Origin of the sequence: Tepidibacillus decaturensis (assembly GCF_001561915.1) — a bacterium.
Lineage (GTDB): Bacteria > Bacillota > Bacilli > Tepidibacillales > Tepidibacillaceae > Tepidibacillus_B > Tepidibacillus_B infernus.
This window is the reverse complement of sequence record NZ_LSKU01000001.1, coordinates 2,605,011-2,627,699: the sequence shown is the minus strand read 5'-3', so window position 1 is coordinate 2,627,699 and position 22,689 is coordinate 2,605,011. Positions and strand designations below refer to the sequence as shown.

Genomic DNA, 22,689 nt, shown 5'->3' with positions numbered 1-22,689 from the left:
TGGCCAGCCTCCTACCCGATTGAATCGATTATAATTTGTAAATACTGTGAAGTGAATACTTCGAATAGAAAGGGAATTATCGAATGGAAAATAACACAAAAGGAATAGGCGATTGGTCTGTGTTACAAAGGTTGAAACCGTTTTTACAGGAAGCTTGGAAACATAAAGGTTTTCAAAAGCCAACGATGATTCAAGAGAAGGCAGTTCCATTGATTTTAGAAGGAAAGGATGTAATCTCTGAATCTCCTACAGGAACCGGGAAAACGATAACTTATCTTTTACCCTTGTTAGAAAGGATTGATTTAGAGAAAAAGGTAACTCAGGCTATAATCATCGCACCATCAAGAGAATTGGTTATGCAGATTTATGAAGAAATTCAAAGGTGGGCGCAAGGAAGTGAAATCACTAGTGCCTCTTTTATAGGTGGAGCTAATATAAAGCTCCAGCTTGAAAAAATAAAAAAGCATCCACAGATTGTAGTGGGAACCACAGGGCGTTTACTAGAACTGATCAAGATGAAAAAATTAAAAATGCATAACGTCAAAATGATCGTGGTAGATGAATTTGATATGTTAATTGTACAAGATCATATTGAAAATGTACAAAGTATCATAAAGGCAACACAAAAAGAACGACAACTCTTATTCTTTTCAGCCACCTTGTCTAAAGAAAATGAACAATTAGCAAAAAGATGGATGAAAGATCCTCAAGTCATTCGAATTGAAAAGAAGAAAGATAGCGAATCTAATGTAGAACACATCTACTTTGTAAGTGAACTTAGAGATAAGATTGATGTCCTTCGTCGAATCATGAGAATAGATGGAATAAAGGCTTTAGCATTTATCAACGACATGGAAAAAATGTTTGAGGTTCAAGCAAAATTAAAATATAAAGGAATTGCATCGGAAGTTTTAAATGGAGAGTCTAGTAAAGGAGAGAGGCAACAAGCCTTGCGTCATTTTCGGGAGGGAAAGGTAGCACTACTTTTGGCGACAGATGTAGCAGCAAGAGGCTTGGACATAGAAGGATTGAATCATGTCATCCATTTTGACTTTCCCCATGATACCAAACAATATATTCATCGTTCAGGTAGAACAGGAAGAATGAATGCATTAGGTACAGTGATCTCTATCGTGACAAAGCGAGAAGAAAGCTTTCTTAAGAAACTGAGCCGTGCGTCGGGAATTCTAATTCAAAAGAAGGTTATTTATCATGGAAAAATAAGCGATCAAGAAACCCTTCTGTGACAAAATAGAAGGGTTGACACTGTGGTTAGAATGCCCAATTTTCTTTAGAAACTACTCCATTTATCCCTTCTTTGTTTCCTAGTAAAGTCTGCTATAATATGAGTAAACACGGGTACGATAGGTAGGAGGATTTATGAATAAACGATACATCGAAATCTATGAGGAGATAAGAAACGCCATTGTGGAAAGACAGTATAGTCCAGGGGAAAAACTTCCCTCTGAGCATGATTTATGTAAAAAATATAACACGAGTCGCGGTACGATCAGGAGGGCGTTAGACCTACTAGCGGAAGAGGGTTTAGTTCACAGCTTACATGGGAAAGGTGTCTTTGTATTAGACCACGATACAATCACATTTTCCTTTGGGGGATTAGTTAGCTTTAAAGAAGCAAGTGTAGGAAATGGGGAAAAATTTGTCACTACAGTCCCTAAGTTTGAAGAAGTAATTATTGATGAATCACTTCATCAAAAGACGAATCTCCCTATTGGTAAAGAAGCCTACTATATCTATCGAATCCGTCATTTAGATGGAGAACGAATTATTTTTGACATAAACTACTTTCTAAAAGATTTGATTATAGATTTAACAAAAGAAATTGCAGAACAGTCAATTTATCAATATATTGAAGAAATATTAAAACTAAAAATTGGTTTTGCAAGGAGAGTGATTCAAGTAGAACCAGCAACTATGAGAGACAAGCAAAACCTTGATATAAAAGGCTACCCTTTCGTGGTAGTTGTTAAAAACTTCGCTCATCTAAATGATGGAACCCAATTTGAATATACAGAGTCACATCATCGCCCAGATCGATTTGTATTCTCTGATTTTGCTCGTCGCCGTTAGGGCGACTTTTTTTGTCCCACATAAAAGTTGAACTTTATTAAAATAATAAAATGACATAAATTACATATTTAAACTTGTATATACAAGTATTGACTAACTTGTTTACACAAGTTATGATGGATAACGAAAACGATTACAGGAGGATGAAATTATGGACATAAAAAAAGAGTCTGTTGAACAAATTATTCAAGCCATTGGTGGTAAGGACAATATTATCGCTGCTACTCATTGTGTGACGAGATTAAGACTTGCTTTAAAAGATGAAAATAAAGTAGATAAATCGATGTTAGAAAATATTGATCTTGTTAAAGGTTCATTTTCAGCGAATGGACAATTTCAAGTAGTAATAGGACAAGGGTTGGTCAATAAAGTATATGATCAATTTGTTGAGGTGGCTGGAATTGAACGTGCGACAAAACAAGAGATTAAAGATGTGGCAGAAAAGAATCTAAATCCGTTTCAACGAGCAGTTAAAATCTTAGCAGATATTTTCATTCCTATTTTGCCAGCGATTGTAACTGCCGGTTTATTAATGGGAATCAATAATGTGTTGACAGGAAAAGGGATTTTCTTTGCAGATCAAGCATTTGTTGATGTATATACCCAATGGAAAGACTTAGCAGATATGATTAATTTAATTGCAAATACTGCTTTCGTTTTTCTACCAGGTTTGATTGGCTGGTCAGCGGTTAAAAAGTTTGGTGGTAGTGAATTATTAGGTATCGTTCTTGGTCTGATGCTTGTGCACCCAGCACTATTAAATGCATGGGGTTATGGTGAGGCTGTAGCAAAAGGTGCTGTACCATATTGGAATCTCTTTGGTTTTAATGTTGAAAAAATTGGTTACCAAGGTCAAGTATTACCTGTATTATTCTCATCCTATATCTTAGCTAAAATAGAGCAATTTCTAAATAAGCGTGTTCCTGATGCTTTTAAATTATTATTAGTTGCACCAATCACATTATTAATCACTGGTTTCTTATCATTTATCGTGATTGGGCCTGTTACCTTTGCAATTGGAAATGCGATCACTTCTGGTTTTGTAGCAATATTTGATAAATTTTCTGTATTAGGTGCATTAATCTATGGTGGATTCTATTCCGTATTAGTAGTTACAGGAATGCATCACACTTTCTTAGCAGTGGATTTACAGTTGATTTCCAACTTAGGGGGAACTTTCTTATGGCCAATTCTTGCATTATCTAACATTTCTCAAGGTTCTGCAGCATTGGCGATGATGTTAGTCTCTAAAGATGAAAAAACAAAAGGTTTATCTCTAACCTCTGCGATTTCTGCTTATTTAGGAATTACAGAACCAGCGATGTTTGGGGTAAATATTCGCTATAAATACCCATTCATTTCAGCGATGATCGGGTCAGCCATTGCAGCAGTGGTAATTACAATAAATGATGTAAGGGCTTCCTCGATTGGGGTTGGTGGCCTACCTGGATTCTTATCTATTTTCCCACAAAATTGGGGGCCATTCTTTATAGGTATGGGTATCGCTTTAGTCGTTCCATTTGTACTCACTTATCTCTATGGGAAAGTTAAGAAATAATTGAATATCGGTGGTGTTAATATTGGAACAACCTTGGTGGAAAAGATCCGTTGTATATCAGATCTATCCAAAGAGTTTTAAAGATACAACTGGAAATGGAATCGGTGACTTACAGGGGATTATCGATAAATTAGATTATTTAAAAGAATTAGGAGTAGATGTGATTTGGTTAACCCCGATCTATGAATCTCCGCAAAAAGATAATGGATATGACATTAGTGATTATTATCGAATCAACCCAGATTATGGGACAATGGAAACATTTGAGATATTATTACAAAAAGCCCATGAAAAAGGCATCAAAATCATTTTGGATATTGTAGTTAACCATACTTCAACAGAACATACCTGGTTTAAAGAAGCTTCTTCTGCAAAAGAGAATCCCTATCGAAATTTTTATATCTGGAAAGATGGGGAAAATGGTGAGCCGCCAAATAATTGGAGTTCTAAGTTTGGTGGGAATGCATGGAAGTATGATGAGAAGACAGGGCAATACTATTTGCATCTTTTTGATGTGACACAAGCAGATTTAAACTGGGAAAATCCTCAACTCAGGGAAGAAATTTATCAAATGATGAATTTTTGGTTAAATAAAGGGGTAGATGGCTTCCGTTTAGATGTCATCAATCTTATTTCCAAAAATCAATCATTTCCAAATGATACGTATCAAACCCCAATAGACGACGGGCGGAAGTATTATACAGATGGACCACGTATCCATGAGTTTCTAAAGGAAATGAATCGTAAAACTTTTTCCCGTTATCCTGAGATGTTAACGGTAGGGGAAATGTCTTCTACTTCTATTGAAAATTGTGTAAGGTATACGAATCCGGAAGAAAAAGAATTGAGTATGACTTTTAGCTTCCACCATTTAAAAGTGGACTACCCAAATGGCGAAAAATGGGTAAAAGCTGATTTTGATTTTATCAAACTAAAGAAAATTCTTAGTGAATGGCAATACGGGATGAGTCAGGGGGGTGGTTGGAATGCGCTATTTTGGTGTAACCATGACCAACCTAGAGTTGTCTCTCGTTTTGGGAATGATCGGGAATATCATAAAGAATCAGCCAAGATGTTAGCAACGGCTCTACATTTATTACAAGGAACCCCTTATATTTATCAGGGAGAAGAAATCGGAATGACTAATCCCAATTTTGATGATATTGATCAGTATCGCGATGTAGAATCGATCAATGCTTATTACTCATTAAAAAATCAGGGGAAATCCGATACAGAAATCATGGCTATATTAAAACAAAAATCGCGTGATAATTCCCGTACACCAATGCAATGGAATACAAATGAACATGCTGGGTTTACTTCTGGAATTCCGTGGATTGGAGTAGCTTCCAATTACAAAGAGATCAATGTGGATCAAGCTTTAACTGATAAGGACTCTATCTTTTTTCATTACCAAAAGTTAATACAATTACGAAAAGAGCATGATGTCATTGCTTATGGCGATTTTCAATTAATTCTGGAAAATCATCCACAAATTTTTGCCTATATTCGTTCATATCATAATAAAAAACTTTTAGTGATAAATAATTTTTATTCGCAAGAAACCGTTTTTGAGTTACCTGAGGGTTTAGAGCTAACTGGAGAATCTAGTATTCTTATCTCGAACTACCAAGATACAGAGAATCGATTTGATCAACTTAAATTAAGAGCATATGAATCTGTAGTATTTTATATAAAATAGACGTTAAGAAATGGGGGCTTTTTATAAAGTCCCCATTTCCTTTCTCAAAGATTAAGAAAGTATAACTTTCTTCCATTTGTCATTTAAGGTTTTGTATATTCCATAAGCTGCGACATAGCGTGACTAGCAGCTTTAGCTGTGTAGCACGACTTGTACACTTTGTGTGCCTTCAGAAGTGCCCTTCTCTCCGTAATCTTTATTCATAGAAGGGCACGGATGACGGAGCGCGATGGAATATACAAACCTTTTTAATAAAGAAAGAAAAAATCGGAAAAAATAGTGTAACATAATAGATAAACATATATAGAAAATATTTGCTTTTTGTGCGATTTGTGATATATATACATGTGAATGCCATGCAATGGAATAAGAAAGGTTGAGAAGAATGGAAGAAAAGAATAGTCCTTCTAATTTCATAAGAAATATCGTAGTTGAAGACTTGAAGACTGGCAAGCGGGATCAAATCATCACTAGGTTTCCACCAGAGCCTAACGGCTATTTACATATTGGCCATGCCAAATCGATCGTATTAAATTTTGAGTTAGCAGATGAATTTAAGGGTAAAACCAACTTACGGTTTGATGATACAAACCCATTAAAAGAGGATACTGAATACGTTGAGGCAATTAAAGAAGATGTAAAATGGCTTGGTTTTGAATGGGACGGACTTTTTTTTGCCTCTGATTATTTCGAAGAAATGTATAATCGAGCAATCATCTTGATTAAAAAAGGTTTAGCTTATGTAGATGATTTATCAGCAGAAGAAATAAGGCAAACTCGTGGAACACTAACTGAGCCTGGAAAAGAAAGTCCATATCGAAATCGTTCTATTGATGAAAATTTGGATTTATTTGAACGGATGCGCAAGGGCGAATTTAAAGATGGAGAAAAGGTATTAAGGGCAAAGATTGATATGGCCTCGCCTAATTTAAATCTGAGGGATCCAGTTCTTTATCGTATTTCACATGCTACACATCACAATACGGGTGATAAGTGGTGTATTTATCCGATGTATGACTATGCTCATCCTATCGAAGATGCGATTGAAGGAGTTACCCATTCTTTGTGTACATTAGAGTTTGAAGACCATCGTCCTTTATACGATTGGGTAGTGAGAGAAACAGAAATGGAGCATCAACCACAACAAATTGAATTTGCTCGTTTAAACTTAACCAATACGGTGATGAGTAAAAGAAAACTAAAGCTTTTAGTTGATGAAAAGATTGTGGATGGCTGGGATGATCCACGTATGCCTACCATTTCTGGACTTAGAAGAAGAGGATATACTTCGGAATCGATTCGCAATTTTGTTAGAGAGATTGGGGTCGCTAAGGCAAATAGTAAAGTAGATGCTCAAATGTTAGAACATTTTGTTAGAGAAGATCTAAAATTAAAAGCGCCAAGAACAATGGGTGTGCTAAGACCATTGAAAGTAGTTATCACGAACTACCCAGAAGATCAGGTAGAGATGTTAGAAGCAGAGAATAATCCAGAAAATCCAGAGATGGGTAATCGGCAGATTCCATTTTCTAGGGAGATTTATATTGAACAAGATGATTTTATGGAAAATCCACCAAACAAATATTATCGATTATTCCCAGGAAATGAAGTTCGTCTAAAACATGCATACTTTATTAAGTGTAATGATGTTATAAAAGATCAAAATGGCAACGTCATTGAGCTACATTGTACTTATGATCCAGAAACCAAAAGTGGAACTGGATTTACGGGAAGGAAAGTAAAAGGTACGATTCACTGGGTAGATGCTAAACATGCGGTATCAGCTGAATTTAGGTTATATGAACCATTGATTTTAGAAGAAGATCAAGAAGAAGGAACAACCTTCCTCGATCATATCAATGCTAATTCTTTAGAAGTGGTACATGGATTTGTTGAACCAAATATGAAGGAAGCAAAAGTTCAAGATAAGTTCCAATTTTTTAGACATGGATATTTTAATGTCGATCCAAGATATACAACAAACGAGAACTTAGTCTTCAATCGTATCGTATCATTAAAGAGCTCATTTAAACTTGAAGAGCATAAATAATGTGAACCTATTTGCGTAAATGGGTTTGACTCTTCTATTTAAATTTTGTATGATTAACATCAAAATAAGCATAATGTAAATGGTAACGATGAAAGGACAATAGTAACTGAAATCCTTTTTTAAAGCGAGCTAGGGAGGGTGAAAGCCTGGCAAAAAGATTCAGTGAAACGGCAGTCTGGAGTTGCTTTTGAAAAGAGGATGCACATCTGTGTATCAACTAGGGTGGAACCGCGGGAATATCAACTCTCGTCCCTAGGCTTGGTGGCCTAGAGGCGAGAGTTTTTTCGTTTCGTGGGGTCCCTCAAAGTAATTGGAATAGTAATAGATAAGGAGCGAATCAAAATGAATGTAACAATGGAGCAAATTGTAGCCCATGCTAAACATCGTGGTTTTATTTTTCCAGGATCAGAAATTTACGGTGGACTAGCGAATACATGGGACTATGGTCCACTAGGAACCGAATTGAAAAACAATATTAAAAGAGCATGGTGGAAAAAATACGTGCAAGAATCCCCTTATAACGTCGGTCTTGATGCAGCTATTTTAATGAATCCGAGAACCTGGGAAGCTTCTGGACACCTTGGTAATTTTAATGATCCAATGATCGATTGTAAGGACTGTAAAGCGAGGCATCGGGCGGATAAGTTAATCGAAAATGCCTTAGACGAAAAAGGAATCGAAATGGTCGTTGATGGATTACCATTTGAGAGAATGGAACAATTGATTAAAGAACATGATATCGCTTGTCCAGAGTGTGGAAGTCATAATTTTACCAATATCCGTCAGTTTAATTTAATGTTTAAGACCCACCAAGGGGTTACAGAAACAAGTACGAATGAAATATACTTACGTCCAGAAACAGCACAAGGAATTTTTGTGAACTTTAAAAATGTACAGCGAACCATGCGCAAAAAGCTTCCCTTTGGTATCGCTCAAATCGGTAAAAGCTTTCGTAACGAGATTACTCCAGGGAATTTTACCTTCCGTACACGTGAATTTGAACAAATGGAGCTTGAGTTTTTCTGCAAGCCAGGTGAAGAATTAAAATGGTTTGATTATTGGAAGCAATATGCAGAAAAATGGCTACTCAGCCTAGAAATGAAAAAGGAAAACATCCGAATGCGCGATCATTCAGAAGAAGAATTGTCTCATTATAGTAATGCAACCACCGATTTTGAATATAAGTTTCCATTTGGTTGGGGCGAATTATGGGGTATTGCTTCCCGTACAGATTATGATTTGAAGCAGCATATGCAATATTCTGGTGAAGACTTCAACTATATCGATCCAGAAACCAATGAACGTTACATTCCTTATTGTATTGAACCTTCTCTTGGAGCGGATCGTGTAGCATTAGCTTTCTTTATCGATGCTTATGATGAGGAAGAACTTGAAGATGGAACCACACGTACTGTGATGCACTTCCATCCAGCACTTGCTCCATACAAAGCTGCGATCCTGCCATTATCGAAAAAACTATCGGAAGAGGCTAGAGGTATCTTTGAAGAGCTTTCAAAATATTTCATGGTTGATTTTGATGATTCAGGTTCAATCGGTAAACGTTACCGTCGCCACGATGAAATTGGTACACCGTTTTGTATTACTTACGACTTTGATTCAAAGCAAGATCAGATGGTTACAGTGCGAGATCGAGATACCATGGAACAACAACGAATTCCTATTGCTGAATTAAAGGAATACCTAGAAAAGAAGGTTCAGTTTTAATAGAAGGTGAACAAAAATTGAGAATTACAATGATTGGAGCAGGGTATGTAGGTCTTACAACAGCTGCGATTTTCGCTTCTTTGGGAAATGATGTTACCCTCTTAGATTATAATAAGGATAAGATAGAGAAACTGAAACAAGGTGAGGTTCCTATTTTTGAAGAAGGGTTGGGAGAGCTACTGGAGGTGGCTAGACCCAACCTTACCTTTATTTCTTCATGGGGATCGTTTAACTCTAAGACAGAGTTGATTATCATTACAGTTGGAACACCAATGAAGGAAAATGGCGACGTTGATTTAACGTCAGTTGAAAAAGTTGCAAAAAGTATAGGCCAAAAGTGGAGCAATGGAAGTCAACCTATTGTGATCATTAAATCTACAGTTCCTGTTGGCACGACTTATCGTGTTAAAGAATGGATCGAAGAAGAACTGAAAAAACGGGAAATTAACCAAGAAATCTATGTTGCATCTAACCCAGAATTTTTGCGAGAAGGGTTAGCAGTATACGATAGTCTATATCCTGATCGTATTGTAATTGGCACAGATTCTTCCCATGTGCAAGACTTATTAAAAAGGCTATACTCACCAATACTAAATCAGACATTTTCCTTATCCTTAAAGTTGCCTATTCAACGGCCAGATCATCAACCTAAACCGGTATGGTTTGTAACAGAAATTAAAAGTGCAGAATTGATCAAATATGCGGCTAATGCCTTTTTAGCAATGAAGATTTCCTTCATCAATGAAATTGCAAGGTTGGCTGAAAAAGTAGGTGCAGATATCACAGAAGTGGCCGAAGGAATTGGATTGGATCAAAGGATTGGAACAAGCTATCTAAAAGCAGGAATTGGCTGGGGAGGGGGATGTTTTCCTAAAGATACCTCGGCCATTTTAAATCAAGGAAAAGAAAAAGGAATCGAAATGTCATTGGTCAAAGCAACAATCGATGTCAATCAAAAGCAAAAGGAATGGGTCATTTCTAAATTAAAGGAAGCGTTAGGGAATTTAAAAAATAAAGAGATTGGCATCCTTGGCCTTTCCTTTAAGCCAAATACCGATGATATTCGAGGGGCGATCTCGATTGAAATCATAGAAAAATTATTGGAATTAGGTGCAGCTATCAAAGTATATGATCCTATAGCCATGGATAACTTTAGAAAGACATATCCTAAATGGAAGATTAAATATATTAAAAAGATCGAAGAGATTTTTGAGCATAGTCATGCTATTATTCTCGTTACAGAATGGAAGCAATTTAAAACCCTTCCTTATGGCGAATTAGCTAAAAAAATGGAAGATAAAATTATAATTGATGGCCGCAATCTATTAGATATTGCCCCATTAATAGAAGCTGGGTTTCAATATTTCGGCATCGGGAGAAATTATAGTTGACAATGATTCTCATTATCTTTATAATTTCAGTTAGAGAGAAATGAAAATCATTATCAATTAGGGGGGTTATCATGAAGAAAAAGCTACATATCGCAGTTCTAACAGGAATTATTGCAGCAAGTGGTGTTTTGGCGGGGTGTAGTACAACAGAAACTAGCCAAAAAAACATAGAACCACAACAAACGAATCAAACAGAGACACAAAAAGAAGAAAATAAAGAAGTGTCCGTATCTACGATCTATAAAGAAGCAGTAGATGAACTTGCAAAAGCAAAGGAAGGACAAACAGTAGATTATCAAAAGGTGATTGACCTTTATACAAAAGAACTTCAACCATTGGTTCAAAAACGTGATGCTGAATTTAATGAGTCTGCTGATCAACAGATCATGGCAGCCTTAGAGGCTGGAAAAAACAACTCAATGGATGGGGTTGTTGTAAAGCAAATCTTTGACAAATTAATGCAAAAGAATTTCTTCTTTACCATTCGTCATGAATTCACTGAAGTAGCAGAAAACTGGGATAATAAAGATAAGGTTAAAGAAGAAATGAAGGAAGCAAAAGAATTTTATGCGATTCTAAAATCTACGGTTGAAAAACGTGATGCAGCTTACCAAACTCAATTAGTTGCTAAAATTGATGCAGGCTTTGCTGAAATGGACAAAGCAATAGAAGCAGGAGATCAATTAGGGTTTCAACTAGGAAAACAAGTTGTTGATAAAACATTGATGAAGACTTTCTATTTAGCTACAGGGGCCTTACCTAATGGTTATGCAAGCAAAATTGCAGCACAAGAAGATGAAAAAGAAGCAAAAGCAGAACAAGCAGAGGGTTGGGCCTTCTATCAAGCTTTAAACGGATATTTAGTGAAAAACGCCAAGGAAGAAGCAGAATTTATTCAAAGCCAATTTGATCTTGCTACAGATGTGAAAGCAATAGATCCTAATGCAATAAACAATGCCTTCGTAAAAGGTTTTGCGATGGTTGCTCTTAAAGAATATGAAGAAAGCCAAGAGAATTGGGGCAAAGATAAAGCTGTCATTACAGCTCTTGAAGGAGCACTGTTTATTGATATGATTGATACTGATCTTCAACGAATTCTAGGAGAAGAAGCTTACAATACTTTAAATGAACAAGCCCAAAAGCATCTTGAAGCTACAAAGGCGCAAAAACAAGAAGAAGCTAAAAATATTCTAACCGAAATTGAGAAAAGCTTAAACACAGCGATTGAAAAAGCAAGTAAGTAATGATTAGAATGTTGTAACAAGGATATACTTTGAATGACTCAAAAATAAGAAAAGGTTTGTATATTCCATCGCGCTCCGTTATCCGTGCCCTTCTATGAATAAAGATTAAGGAGAAGTGGAAGAAAGTTATACTTTCTTCTCTTTTTTGAAAAAGCCGCTTTTTGCGGCTTTTTCATTGATGTGAACAAACGTTTATTTTAGAGGTGAGATGGGTTGAAAATTTTAGTAACAGGTGGCGCTGGTTTTATCGGCCATCATTTAGCGATTCAACTATTACAAAAAGATCACCATATCATCATTGTTGATGAGCTAAATTCTTACTATTCTCAAGAGAGAAAATTAAAACTGCTAGAACGTGTCATACGAATGGGTAAGGTAGATTTTTACCAAGAGAATTTAATAGATGAGAATTTTGTTAAGGAGCTTTTTAAGCAGAATGCATTTGATGTAGTGGTTCATCTGGCTGCGATGCCAGGTGTGGCTTATTCCATAGAACATCCAGGAATATACATAGATTCAAATATTAAAGCGACTATAAATCTTTTAAAATGGGCTGGTGAAACAGGGGTAAAACAGGTGATTTTTGCCTCCTCTTCTTCGGTCTACGGTGATCAAGAGGGAACACCTTTATCTGAAGGAATGGCTAATGGCAAAGTAATTTCCCCTTATGCAGCAAGTAAAGTAAGTGGTGAAGCTTTTTGTAATGTCTATCAACAACTTTATGGTTTTCAACTAACGATCTTACGTTTTTTTACAGTTTATGGACCTTTTGGTCGACCAGACATGGCGATATCTAAATTTATCAAGAAACTGTTACAGGGAGAGGAGATTGAGGTATTTGCTCTTGATTCTGCCCGAGATTATACCTATATTGATGACATTATCGCCGGAATCACAAAAGCAATAGAAAGACCAGCAACCAATGAAGTTTATAATCTTGGTTTTGGCCAACCAGTCTCAATGAACAAACTATTACAAGAATTTAAAAAGCATTTTCCACAGATGAGAATCGTGAAAAAACCATGGCGTACAGGGGATGTAAAAATGACTTGGGCAGATATTAGCAAGGCAAAGGAACAGCTAGGTTATCAACCAACTACATCGATTGTAGAGGGATTGTCACGTACCATTACTTGGGCAAAGGAACATCAAGAGATTTTATGAAAAGAACACTTTTTCGACTCATAGGCTTTATCTTTTTAATCTTTTTTACCTTTTTAACATTGCGTTATTTCGATGTCGATCTTATTGGAAGGGTTAGTAAGCAACTAATAACCAATCCAACTTGGTTAATCGCCATGTTTGTTGTTTATGGACTGGCTTTTGTTCTTCGGGCATTGGCATGGAAATGGTATTTGAATCAATCCATTCCTCTATCTGTTTATCTTTATGCCTTATTCTATAGTCTCTTTATCAATCATTTGTTGCCACTTAAAGTAGGCGATGCAGTAAGAGTAGGATTGCTAATAAAAGAGAAAAAGGTTCAGTTTGATGAAACTCTTCATTCAGTCGTGGTAATGAGATTACTAGATATGCTTATCTTGGGTCTAATAGCAAATGTTGGTGCATTATTTATTGGTTTCGATCTTTCTATAGGCCTATTTCTGATTGTGCTTACCGGTTTAAGCTTAGGACTCCTTCTCTTTTATTGGTTATCAAAAAGAATGAATTCAGACATTTTGCGAAAACATTGGCAGATGATTCAACAGGCTTTTTCAGGAACAAAAGGAATCTATCTCATTTTGTTTATTACGCTAAGTTGGCTTTTTGAAACGATCGTTGTGTTTGGCGTAACGATGGCCTCGGGGCTTTCTCTATCTTTTCTTGATGCAATTTGGGTTAACAGTTTAACAATCTCTACTCAGGTCTTTCATTTTACACCAGGTGGAATCGGCAATTATGAAAGTATGATGAGCTTTGCTCTTTCAAGAGTGGGTTTATCATGGGAGGAAGCCTATAGTATTGCTTTGGTTAGTCATGGATTTAAGTTCTTTTTTTCTTATTTAGTTGGTCTTTACGTCTTATTTAAATACCCGATTCGGATCAGCGAATTAAAGAAGTGGCTAAAAATCAACGAGAAAGGGGCAAATGCAGAATGAAAAAAGCATCCTGGTTTGAGATTATTGCGGCAAGGGGATGGAATTTATTAAATGAGGGAAAACCTTTTACTCCTATTTTTGTAGTAGGGACTTTTTTGCTCTTTCATATTCCCGATTGGTCTACTAGTTCGTTCTGGTCCACTATGGCTTTGAGCATGTTAACCATTTTGCCTCTACTTGTAATTTACTATGTTTATGACTACCCATTGATGCTAAGGAATTATTTATGGATTCCCTTTGTTGTTTCGCTCATTTTATGGAATCAGCTAAATATAGGCCTTTCTTTATTTGCTTTAGGACTCTATTTTTTCTTTACTATCTTTTTTTGGGGAACTTTTTATTACCATTTACGAATCGGTACATCTTGGTTAAATTTTACACGCTTTTGGAAGTTAGTTTTAAAAAATAGCGATTCTACCAGTGGTAATGCTCAAGAACAGATCCCGAAGTTTTTATTGTTGTTATTCTTGTGGGATCGCCAATATTCCTTATTGCAACAGGGTTATACCATTGGCGAGTTAGATTGGATTAGATTATTAGGTTTTGGTGGTTTTGTATTCTTATTTAGCTGGCTCTTACACCATTATTTGTTTGATTGGAAACCAAAGGAAAGGGAAGGATATACCAAACAATTTTTCACAGAATCAAGTCAAGCTTTAACCAAGAAAGTGATCATGATAATTGTAGATGGGGCAAGAAAAGATCGTTTTGCTGAAGCCAATACTCCTTTTCTCGATCAATTGCGACTAAATGGAACAGAATATACACAAATGGAAACCGTGTACCCTGCAAGAACCGTTGTCTGTTTTTCTTCTATCTTTACAGGGACTTACCCAAAAGAGCATGGAATTAAATCGAATATGGTATGGAAATTAGGAATTAAAGTAGAGAGCGTCTTTGATTCTCTCAGAAAGGTTGGGAAAAAAGGCAGGTTACTAGGAATTGCTCATTTAATCGATGCAATGGCAGATGATGTAGAAAGTGTGACAGCAGTCATGAATAACGATGTAGCAGATCGAAATATTATTGAACGGGCAAAAAAAATAATGAGCGAGCAAAATCCTGATTTATTAGCAGTTCAACTGATTAGTACCGATCAAACTGGGCATAGTCGAGGTTCTTTGTATGAAGAATATAAGCAAAAAATTGAGGAAGCAGACCATTTAATTGAAGAGTTTGTTCATTGGCTAGAAGATAAAGGCATGATGGAAGATACTACGATCATTATTGCTGCTGACCATGGACAATCAGATGGGATTGGTGGTCATGGCCATTTAGATGAAGGGGAACGATTTGTTCCATTCTTTATGCATGGGCCAAATATTGCAAAAGGGAAACAAGTGGATAAGCGACATTCTTTAATCTCTGTTGCTCCGACCATCGCCTATTTATTAGGTGCGCCATTCCCAGAACATAGCAGAGGTCCTGTTCTAATGGAAGCAATCAAAGAGTTAAAGGGGAACATAAATGAAGAAGCAGAGAGTAATCGTATTTCTACCGGCACATAATGAAGAAGAAACAATTGGCGAAGTTATTGCTAGAATTCCTCGAAATTTTGATTCAAGAATAGATGTGAAAGTACTAGTGATTGATGATGGGTCAGAAGACCAAACCGTCTCTGTTGCAAAAAGGGCTGGTGCTGATTATATTTTTTCGTTCTCAAGCAATCAAGGATTAGGAGCAGCAGTAAGAAAAGGGCTAGAAAAAGCTCTCTGTTTAGGGGCTGATATCGGCGTTTATATTGATTCAGATAATGAATATCCCCCTGAACAGATCCCTGATCTTTTAGAACCTCTTTTTAAAGGGGAGGCAGATTATATCATAGGTTCACGCTTTTTAGGACAAATTAAGGGCATGAAGCTACATCGACGTTTAGGTAATTACACCTTTACCTTTTTACAGTCCTTATTATTAAGAAAATGGATTTATGATGGCCAATCAGGGATGAGAGCTTTTTCCAAGCAAGCAATGGAGCATGCGGAAATCATTCATGATTACAACTATGCTCAAGTCCTAACTTTGAATTTGGTTCGAAAGGGTTTTAGGCTTAAAGAAATTCCAATTCAATATCAAGTAAGACAAAAAGGAAAGTCATTCATTAAATTTAAAGCTTATTTGACGAAAGTGATTCCAGCTATTTTCAAAGAAATGAGTAGACCTGTACAAAAAGTAAAAATTATCAAGGATGCGCATCAATGGTCAAAAAATAGTTAAATTTCTTTGACGATAATAATCATTATCAATTAAAATAGAAAAGGAAGATTTTATCATTTCGAGTGGGGGTTAAAAATGATGAAAACTAGTAACATGGTTGCTTCTTTACTCATGATGCTCATGCTAGTAGCAACATTCATTCCTACAAATGTCAATGCCTATTCTTATGGTAGTCCTAATGAAGATGCAATTGCATCAGCTTATACAGATATGTTAGCAGCATTGAGTAAAGAGCCGAAGGATTTTGCAGCAGTTCAAAACAAATTGAATGAAATTAAACCAGAAATGGTAAAAGAGTTTGGCCAAGAGCAGGTGGATCGGATTCAAAAAGGAATTGATGACAAGGATGCAAATCTAGTGATTTATGAGATGAAGGTTGTGATCGTTCGTAACATTGAAAGACGATTTACCAATATGGGGGAAATATTTGATGATTATGCTCAAGCAAAGGTATTATTAGCTAAAGCGTTTGCTAACTATGAAGCCTTATCCCCAGAAGTTATAAAAGCAGATCCAGAATTAGACCAAAAGATACGTAATGCTTTTGATGAAGCCTTAGCTTCCCTTGGTAATCCTGGATTATTTGGAGTAGGAAAAGTTTCATCAGATCGGGCAAAGTTTGATTCCAATCGGGATCTGATTTTAAATGAGATTAAGGATTTTTTCCAAACAGAAGCAGGATATCAAGGACATACAAAGGGAACTGGACAAACAGATATTGAGGTAAAGGGTGGCACGACAACATGGGCTAACTGGGTTCCATTGTTAATTATTTTATTCGTGATTGTAGGAGCTCTACTCCTTTTTACAAGGAAAGGGAAAAAACGAACTAAATGATAAAAGGGGAAAAATGGTTGATCTTTTTTGCTTTGGGTGTTATTGCAATCCCCCGTTTGCTTTATATCGGCCGCTATCCTGATAGTTGGGATACGGTCGATTTTGCGTTAGGTGTTGTTAGATATGATATCTACAACATGCAGCCTCATTTTCCAGGGTACCCTTTATACCTTTTACCTACAAAATGGATGAACAAGTTGGTGAGTGAACCCATTATTTCACTAAGTCTGGTAAGTGCTATCGCTGGAATCATCATGATACCTCTTATCTATTTCACGATAAAGAATTGGCTAGGGAAAAAGATCGCTCTTTTTACTACAATCCTTTCTGCCGTTAATCCACTGCTATGGCTAATGGCTGAACAACCGATGTCAGATAGTTTGGGGATGATGATGATTTGGGTCGTATTGTGGATTATCTCCCGTACCTTCAATCAATCCTTAACTCAATCCGAGTATCTGCGTACAGGAATCATCGCTTCATTTGTTTATGGATTAGCCATGGGCGTAAGAATCTCTTATTTTCCTTTTGTCGCAGTCCTTTTGCTACCACTTCTCATGTCTAGCTTTGATCTTCAACAAAGGATCAAATGGAGAACTTTATTAAGGCATACTGTATTGATGGCCTTATCACTTTTTTTCGGATTAGCATTATGGTTTTTTCCAGTGGCTTATACAGAAGGGGGACTTCTTCCTTACTTGAGGTTAGGAATTGCTTTTACTTCAGGACATTTTACCGATTGGGGAGGAACTGTATTAACTAGCCCACGTTATCTAGATCGAGTTGAAAGCTTTATCAAACTGATTTGGGTAAGCCTTGGGGGGAAAAGTTGGATTATTTCCTTTTTTCTATTTGGAGGATTGCTATGGATCGTTTATCACTTTTTAAAAGTAAGTAAAAAGATTCGGCTTTTTCCAAAATACTTTCACTTTCAATCGATGAAATCCTACCGTTGCCTACTCTATTTACTTAGTACAATCCCTTATATTCTTTGGGCTTTTATTGGACAAAACTTAGATAAACCGCGGCATGTTGCAATCTTGATCCCATTCATATTGATAGGTTTTGTATGGAGTCTAGGGAAAATAGGTCGGTTTTCTAAACCGATATTTTTAGGATTAGCTTTCGTTACGATGATTACATCGATTCCATTAGTAGAACAGTATGCAGTTGAAAAACCGCCGATGGTACAACTGGCGAATCAAATCAACCAATCCTATCATCCTGAACAAACAACGATTTTTACCTGGGAAGAGCAAAGGGTGATTCAATATTTATATCCTGATTTTCAAACCATTCGTTTAAGGAATCCAGCAGATTTTGAAAATCAAATCCTTATTTATGGGGAGAATCGGCGTATTTTGGTGACGAATGCTGTTTTAGATGGTTTCGGAGAACAGAAGGGAAAGTACGCACCTTATTTAAAACCTGTTTTTCAAACCGAAGCAGATTCATTTCTTTATCCTACTTACTATCAGATCGTCTTATATGAAGCATTGCCAGAGTTATATGAAAAATTAAAGCATTGACAATGAGAATGATTTGCAATAAAATATTTACAAATGATAATGATTATCATTATCGTAATAATAAAGATAACAATATCATAATAGTGAAAATAGCCATATACTTATGATGGGAACGAATCTATTAGATTGTCTTAAGGGGGAAAAGGAGAATGGATTTTCAGGCATTTTTAATCACCTTTAGGGAAGGGTTAGAAGCTTTTCTCATTATAGGGATCATCATTACTTATTTAAAAAAAATGGACCGAGCAAAATATAATAAATGGGTTTGGACTGGTGCATTTGGCGCAGTTATTTCAAGCTTATTAATGGCATTAATCTTTCAGGTAGTTTTGACTGGATTTACATCAATGGGAAGTCAAAATTATATGAAGTTAGGAATTATGTTAGTCTCAAGCGTTCTTTTAACGCAAATGATTTTTTGGATGAATGAAAACAATAGAGACGTGCATACTAAGACACAAGATAAACTTTCGCAAATCGTCACAACTGGTAGTGTCATTGGCATGGTGACACATGCTTATTTAGTTGTTCTCCGTGAGGGAGTAGAAACAGTCTTCTTCTTTGCAGCTATAACAGGGGGAGATATTACTAGAGCCATTGAAAGTAAAGGCGCCTTGTTTGGTTTAATTCTTTCTGCGGTCATTGCTTATTTAATGTTTAAAGGACTTGTCCGTTTCCCATTAAAAACCTTTTTCAAAATTACTGGTATATTGATTATGATGATTGCTGCTGGATTGTTAGTCCAAGGTATTGGCATGATGCAAGATTTAGGAATCTTGGGTAGTGCAATGCCTGAAGTATATAATATTATTGGCTTCATGCCTGAACATCCAATCGATGCCGCACAGTATATTAGAGACACAGGAAAACAACCACTAATCAGTGGCCAAGTAGGAATCTTTATGAAAGCCATGTTTGGTTATTCCCACCACCCATCGATTGAAGAGTTATTAGCGTATTTAGGATATTTTATCGTAGTGATCTTTTGGGTTCGATACACGAACCAACGTAAAGAGGAAAACAAAGCAAACGAGGCAAACACGGAGAATAACTCGTTCAAAGCAAACCATCCAACTGCAGTTTAATTGCTATATGGAACATTGCTATCCGATAAATGATGAGGATAGCTTTTTCTTTCTGGTAAAACGTTTTCATATCATGTATATTTATTATATAGCACGAAGACAAGGATGAATCTCATGAATGAAGGAAAAAGTTATCTGGTTAAACGAACATTAAATAATAATACGGTTTTAGCAGTAGATGAATCTCAGAAAGAGGTTGTCCTCCTAGGTAAAGGGATTGGTTTTAATAGAAAAAAGGGAGAATGGATTCCCTACGACTCATCAATAGAAAAAATATTTGTTCTCTCTTCCGATAACAATCGAGAAACGATGTTACGGATTTTTACCGAAACAGAAGAAGAGATTATCCATGCCATTAACGATTATATTCAATATATAGAGGACCGATTAGAAGTTAAGCTTACTGAACAATTTCTTGTCTCTTTTATTGATCATATTTCGTTTGCGATTAAACGTTTAAAACAAGGGATACAAATCCAAAATCCATTTTTACATGAAGTTCGTAGCCTTTATCCTGAGGAATATGCTTTGGCTCAAGATGGAGTGAACATGTTAAGTAAACTTTTAAAAATGGAAATTCCTGATGATGAGATCGGGTTTATTACCCTCCATTTGCACAGTGCAAAAACAAAGCAAAGCGTTTCCAAAATGAACCAATTTTCTTCCCTTATTGGTAAATTGATACAAGTGATAGAAAACGAATTGGAAATTAAAATTGATCGAGATTCCATAGATTATGCAAGATTAATCACTCATCTTCGTTTTGCGATTGAGAGGACAGAAAGAAACCAATTTCTTGACCAAGATCATCCATTAACTACCTTATTGCGGAAAGAATATCCCATATGCTATAATCTTAGTTGGCAACTCGTTAAAATCATGCAGAATGAATTAAAGGCACAGATACCAGAAGCAGAAGTAAGTTATCTTACGCTACATATTGAGCGAATCTATCAGAAAATGAATACAAAGTAAAGAATCGTGTAACTGATTCGATCAGGCATGAGTAAATTTCCGATTTATGCGACATCCTAAGTTGTATAAGTTGGTAATTTCTCATGTCTTTTTTGTGTTTAAATTACTATTGGAGGTTGATTTTATGTTTAAAAAAATATTTGGTATCCTACAACAAGTAGGAAAATCGCTGATGCTTCCAGTTGCCATCCTGCCTGCAGCGGGAATATTGCTTGCTTTTGGTAATGCATTCCAAAACCCAGCATTAGTGCAAAGGCTTACTTTTTTATCGAATCCGACATTTCAATTAGTTGCAAAAGTGATGGAAGAAGCTGGGGGAATCATCTTTGGAAATTTATCGTTGTTGTTTGCGGTAGGAGTTGCCGTAGGATTAGCTGGAGGTGAAGGGGTAGCAGGACTTGCCGCAATCATTGGTTTCTTAATCATGAATATTACGATGGGTGTCATCTTAGGTGTAACGCCAGATATGGTTGCTGCAGATAAGTCCTATGCCATGGTTGTGGGAATCCCAACCTTACAAACAGGGGTGTTTGGGGGGATCATTGTTGGTATTTTAGCTTCCTATCTGTACAAAAAGTATTACAATATCGAGTTGCCACAGTTTTTAGGGTTCTTTGCTGGTAAGCGTTTTGTACCGATCGTAACCGCTGGATCAGCACTTCTATTAGGGATTCTGATGATTTTTATCTGGCCGCCCATTCAACATGCATTAAATACATTTTCTTATAGCATGATTGATACGAATAGAACCTTAGCTGCCTTTATCTTTGGCTTAATTGAACGTTCGCTCATTCCATTTGGCTTGCATCACATTTTCTACTCACCTTTCTGGTTTGAATTTGGTGAATATGTGAATAAAGCGGGTCAAGTGATTCGTGGTGACCAATCGATCTTCTTTGCTCAGTTAAAGGATGGGGTTCCATTAACGGCAGGTACTTTTATGACAGGAAAATTCCCATTTATGATGTTTGGACTCCCTGCTGCTGCGTTAGCGATGTATCATGAAGCTCGTCCTGAAAAACGCAAATTAGTTGGAGGAATTTTAGCTTCTGCAGCTTTAACCTCTTTTTTAACAGGGATTACAGAGCCGATTGAGTTTACTTTTCTTTTTGTGGCTCCTGCATTATTTGCAGTTCATGCAGTTTTTGCTGGTTTGTCATTTATGATTATGCATATTTTAAATGTAAAGATTGGGATGACCTTCTCAGGTGGAGTGATTGACTATATTTTATTTGGTGTATTACCTAACCGAACAAATTGGTGGTTAGTTATTCCTGTTGGTTTAGTATTTTCTGTTATATACTACTTCGGCTTCCGCTTTGCGATTCGCACTTGGAATTTAAGAACGCCTGGTCGCGAATTAGATGAGGAACAAGTTCAAGGCACTGAAAAGGCTGGTAATTTAGCCGTAGGTGTTTTGAAAGGACTTGGAGGAAAAGAAAATATAGCTAATTTAGATGCATGTATTACACGCTTACGGGTATCTGTTCATGATATCAGTAAAGTAAATAAAGATCTCCTTAAACAGCTTGGTGCTGCAGGTGTTCTAGAAGTAGGAAATAATATTCAAGCCATCTTTGGCCCAAAATCAGATCAATTAAAAGAGCAAATCAAAGCTGTCATCAATGGAAAAAGTCCTGAGGAGATTAAGGATGTGAAGGCAACTCCATCTACAACAAGTGATATTGAAACAGTAATCGATGGTGTTGAATTTATCGTTGCTCCTCTAACAGGTGAAGTGATTGACATCACAGAAGTGCCTGATCAAGTTTTTGCAGGGAAAATGATGGGGGATGGCTTCGCTATGAAACCGGAAAAAGGGGAAATCGTTTCACCGATTAAAGGAAAAGTGGTAAATGCATTCCCAACCAAACATGCGATTGGTTTAGTCTCTCATAGTGGATTAGAAGTTTTGATTCATGTGGGAATCGATACCGTGAAACTTGAGGGAAAAGGATTTGAATTATTAGTAAATGAAGGGGATGAAGTTGAAGTAGGTACGTCATTATTAAAGGTTGACCTGCCGTATATTGAAAAACATGCAACTTCAACGATTACACCAATTGTTTTCACAAATTTACAAGAGAACCAGGTACTAAAGGTGAATAAGGGAAAAGCTGTTGCCAAGGAAACAGAGGTTGCAATCATCGATAAGAAAGATTAAAGTTTTATTTAGATAGATGATTAAA

17 protein-coding genes are annotated in these 22,689 nt (G+C 36.4%); all 17 read left to right on the top strand.

All coding sequences use genetic code 11. The features are described 5' to 3' along the window. The first annotated feature begins 83 nt into the window (after positions 1-83). The 17 genes from U473_RS12265 (at position 84) to ptsG (ending at position 22,664) form a co-directional block, all read left to right on the top strand. Positions 84-1,247, top strand: coding sequence for a DEAD/DEAH box helicase (locus U473_RS12265; RefSeq protein WP_068726808.1), 1,164 nt, complete (start codon positions 84-86; stop codon positions 1,245-1,247). Between the two features lie 133 nt (positions 1,248-1,380). After that, positions 1,381-2,091, top strand: coding sequence for a trehalose operon repressor (gene treR / locus U473_RS12260; RefSeq protein ID WP_068726806.1), 711 nt, complete (start codon positions 1,381-1,383; stop codon positions 2,089-2,091). Between the two features lie 151 nt (positions 2,092-2,242). Then, complete coding sequence (gene treP / locus U473_RS12255) at positions 2,243-3,649, top strand: PTS system trehalose-specific EIIBC component (protein ID WP_068726804.1); 1,407 nt, start codon at positions 2,243-2,245, stop codon at positions 3,647-3,649. A 22-nt stretch (positions 3,650-3,671) separates the two neighbouring features. Further along, positions 3,672-5,351, top strand: coding sequence for an alpha,alpha-phosphotrehalase (gene treC / locus U473_RS12250; RefSeq protein WP_068726802.1), 1,680 nt, complete (start codon positions 3,672-3,674; stop codon positions 5,349-5,351). A gap of 385 nt (positions 5,352-5,736) precedes the next feature. Continuing rightward, positions 5,737-7,401, top strand: a complete 1,665-nt coding sequence (locus U473_RS12245; protein WP_068726799.1) for a glutamine--tRNA ligase/YqeY domain fusion protein — start codon at positions 5,737-5,739, stop codon at positions 7,399-7,401. A gap of 342 nt (positions 7,402-7,743) precedes the next feature. Then, entirely contained in the window at positions 7,744-9,126 is a 1,383-nt protein-coding gene (locus tag U473_RS12240; protein WP_068726796.1) for a glycine--tRNA ligase, read from the top strand. Beyond that, on the top strand, positions 9,090-10,517 hold the full coding sequence (locus tag U473_RS12235) for a UDP-glucose dehydrogenase family protein (protein ID WP_321164185.1): 1,428 nt from the start codon (positions 9,090-9,092) through the stop codon (positions 10,515-10,517). Before U473_RS12240 ends, U473_RS12235 begins: the two co-directional genes overlap by 37 nt. A 71-nt stretch (positions 10,518-10,588) precedes the next feature. After that, positions 10,589-11,761 (top strand): hypothetical protein, encoded by a 1,173-nt coding sequence (locus U473_RS12230; RefSeq protein ID WP_068726791.1) that lies wholly within the window; start codon positions 10,589-10,591, stop codon positions 11,759-11,761. Between the two features lie 213 nt (positions 11,762-11,974). Continuing rightward, positions 11,975-12,925, top strand: a complete 951-nt coding sequence (locus tag U473_RS12225) for an NAD-dependent epimerase/dehydratase family protein (protein WP_068726788.1) — start codon at positions 11,975-11,977, stop codon at positions 12,923-12,925. After that, positions 12,922-13,860 carry a lysylphosphatidylglycerol synthase transmembrane domain-containing protein gene (locus U473_RS12220; protein WP_068726785.1) on the top strand — a complete coding sequence of 313 codons (939 nt, stop codon included), beginning with the start codon at positions 12,922-12,924 and terminating at the stop codon, positions 13,858-13,860. The genes U473_RS12225 and U473_RS12220 overlap by 4 nt, the downstream gene beginning before the upstream one ends. Further along, positions 13,857-15,368: an alkaline phosphatase family protein gene (locus U473_RS12215; protein ID WP_068726783.1), complete on the top strand. Its 1,512-nt coding sequence runs from the start codon at positions 13,857-13,859 to the stop codon at positions 15,366-15,368. Before U473_RS12220 ends, U473_RS12215 begins: the two co-directional genes overlap by 4 nt. After that, entirely contained in the window at positions 15,328-16,074 is a 747-nt protein-coding gene (locus U473_RS12210) for a glycosyltransferase family 2 protein (protein WP_068726781.1), read from the top strand. Before U473_RS12215 ends, U473_RS12210 begins: the two co-directional genes overlap by 41 nt. 75 nt (positions 16,075-16,149) lie before the next feature. Further along, a complete protein-coding gene (locus U473_RS12205) occupies positions 16,150-16,911 on the top strand; it encodes a hypothetical protein (RefSeq protein ID WP_068726779.1) in 762 nt (253 codons plus the stop codon). 17 nt (positions 16,912-16,928) lie between these two features. After that, a complete protein-coding gene (locus U473_RS12200) occupies positions 16,929-18,440 on the top strand; it encodes a glycosyltransferase family 39 protein (protein WP_161937334.1) in 1,512 nt (503 codons plus the stop codon). A 149-nt stretch (positions 18,441-18,589) separates the two neighbouring features. Next, positions 18,590-19,525, top strand: coding sequence for an FTR1 family iron permease (locus U473_RS12195; protein WP_068726774.1), 936 nt, complete (start codon positions 18,590-18,592; stop codon positions 19,523-19,525). A gap of 114 nt (positions 19,526-19,639) precedes the next feature. After that, a complete protein-coding gene (gene glcT, locus U473_RS12190; RefSeq protein ID WP_068726771.1) occupies positions 19,640-20,500 on the top strand; it encodes a glucose PTS transporter transcription antiterminator GlcT in 861 nt (286 codons plus the stop codon). Positions 20,501-20,624: 124 nt separating this feature from the next. After that, positions 20,625-22,664, top strand: coding sequence for a glucose-specific PTS transporter subunit IIBC (gene ptsG, locus U473_RS12185; protein ID WP_068726769.1), 2,040 nt, complete (start codon positions 20,625-20,627; stop codon positions 22,662-22,664). The last annotated feature ends 25 nt before the right edge of the window (positions 22,665-22,689 follow it).

Bases quoted from the DNA above. Each gene is read 5' to 3' on its own strand.
- U473_RS12265 (WP_068726808.1), top strand. From the start codon at position 84: ATGGAAAATAACACAAAAGGAATAGGCGATTGGTCTGTGTTACAAAGG.
- treR (WP_068726806.1), top strand. From the start codon at position 1,381: ATGAATAAACGATACATCGAAATCTATGAGGAGATAAGAAACGCCATT.
- treP (WP_068726804.1), top strand. From the start codon at position 2,243: ATGGACATAAAAAAAGAGTCTGTTGAACAAATTATTCAAGCCATTGGT.
- U473_RS12245 (WP_068726799.1), top strand. From the start codon at position 5,737: ATGGAAGAAAAGAATAGTCCTTCTAATTTCATAAGAAATATCGTAGTT.
- U473_RS12240 (WP_068726796.1), top strand. From the start codon at position 7,744: ATGAATGTAACAATGGAGCAAATTGTAGCCCATGCTAAACATCGTGGT.
- U473_RS12230 (WP_068726791.1), top strand. From the start codon at position 10,589: ATGAAGAAAAAGCTACATATCGCAGTTCTAACAGGAATTATTGCAGCA.
- U473_RS12220 (WP_068726785.1), top strand. From the start codon at position 12,922: ATGAAAAGAACACTTTTTCGACTCATAGGCTTTATCTTTTTAATCTTT.
- U473_RS12215 (WP_068726783.1), top strand. From the start codon at position 13,857: ATGAAAAAAGCATCCTGGTTTGAGATTATTGCGGCAAGGGGATGGAAT.
- U473_RS12210 (WP_068726781.1), top strand. From the start codon at position 15,328: ATGAAGAAGCAGAGAGTAATCGTATTTCTACCGGCACATAATGAAGAA.
- U473_RS12205 (WP_068726779.1), top strand. From the start codon at position 16,150: ATGATGAAAACTAGTAACATGGTTGCTTCTTTACTCATGATGCTCATG.
- U473_RS12195 (WP_068726774.1), top strand. From the start codon at position 18,590: ATGGATTTTCAGGCATTTTTAATCACCTTTAGGGAAGGGTTAGAAGCT.
- glcT (WP_068726771.1), top strand. From the start codon at position 19,640: ATGAATGAAGGAAAAAGTTATCTGGTTAAACGAACATTAAATAATAAT.
- ptsG (WP_068726769.1), top strand. From the start codon at position 20,625: ATGTTTAAAAAAATATTTGGTATCCTACAACAAGTAGGAAAATCGCTG.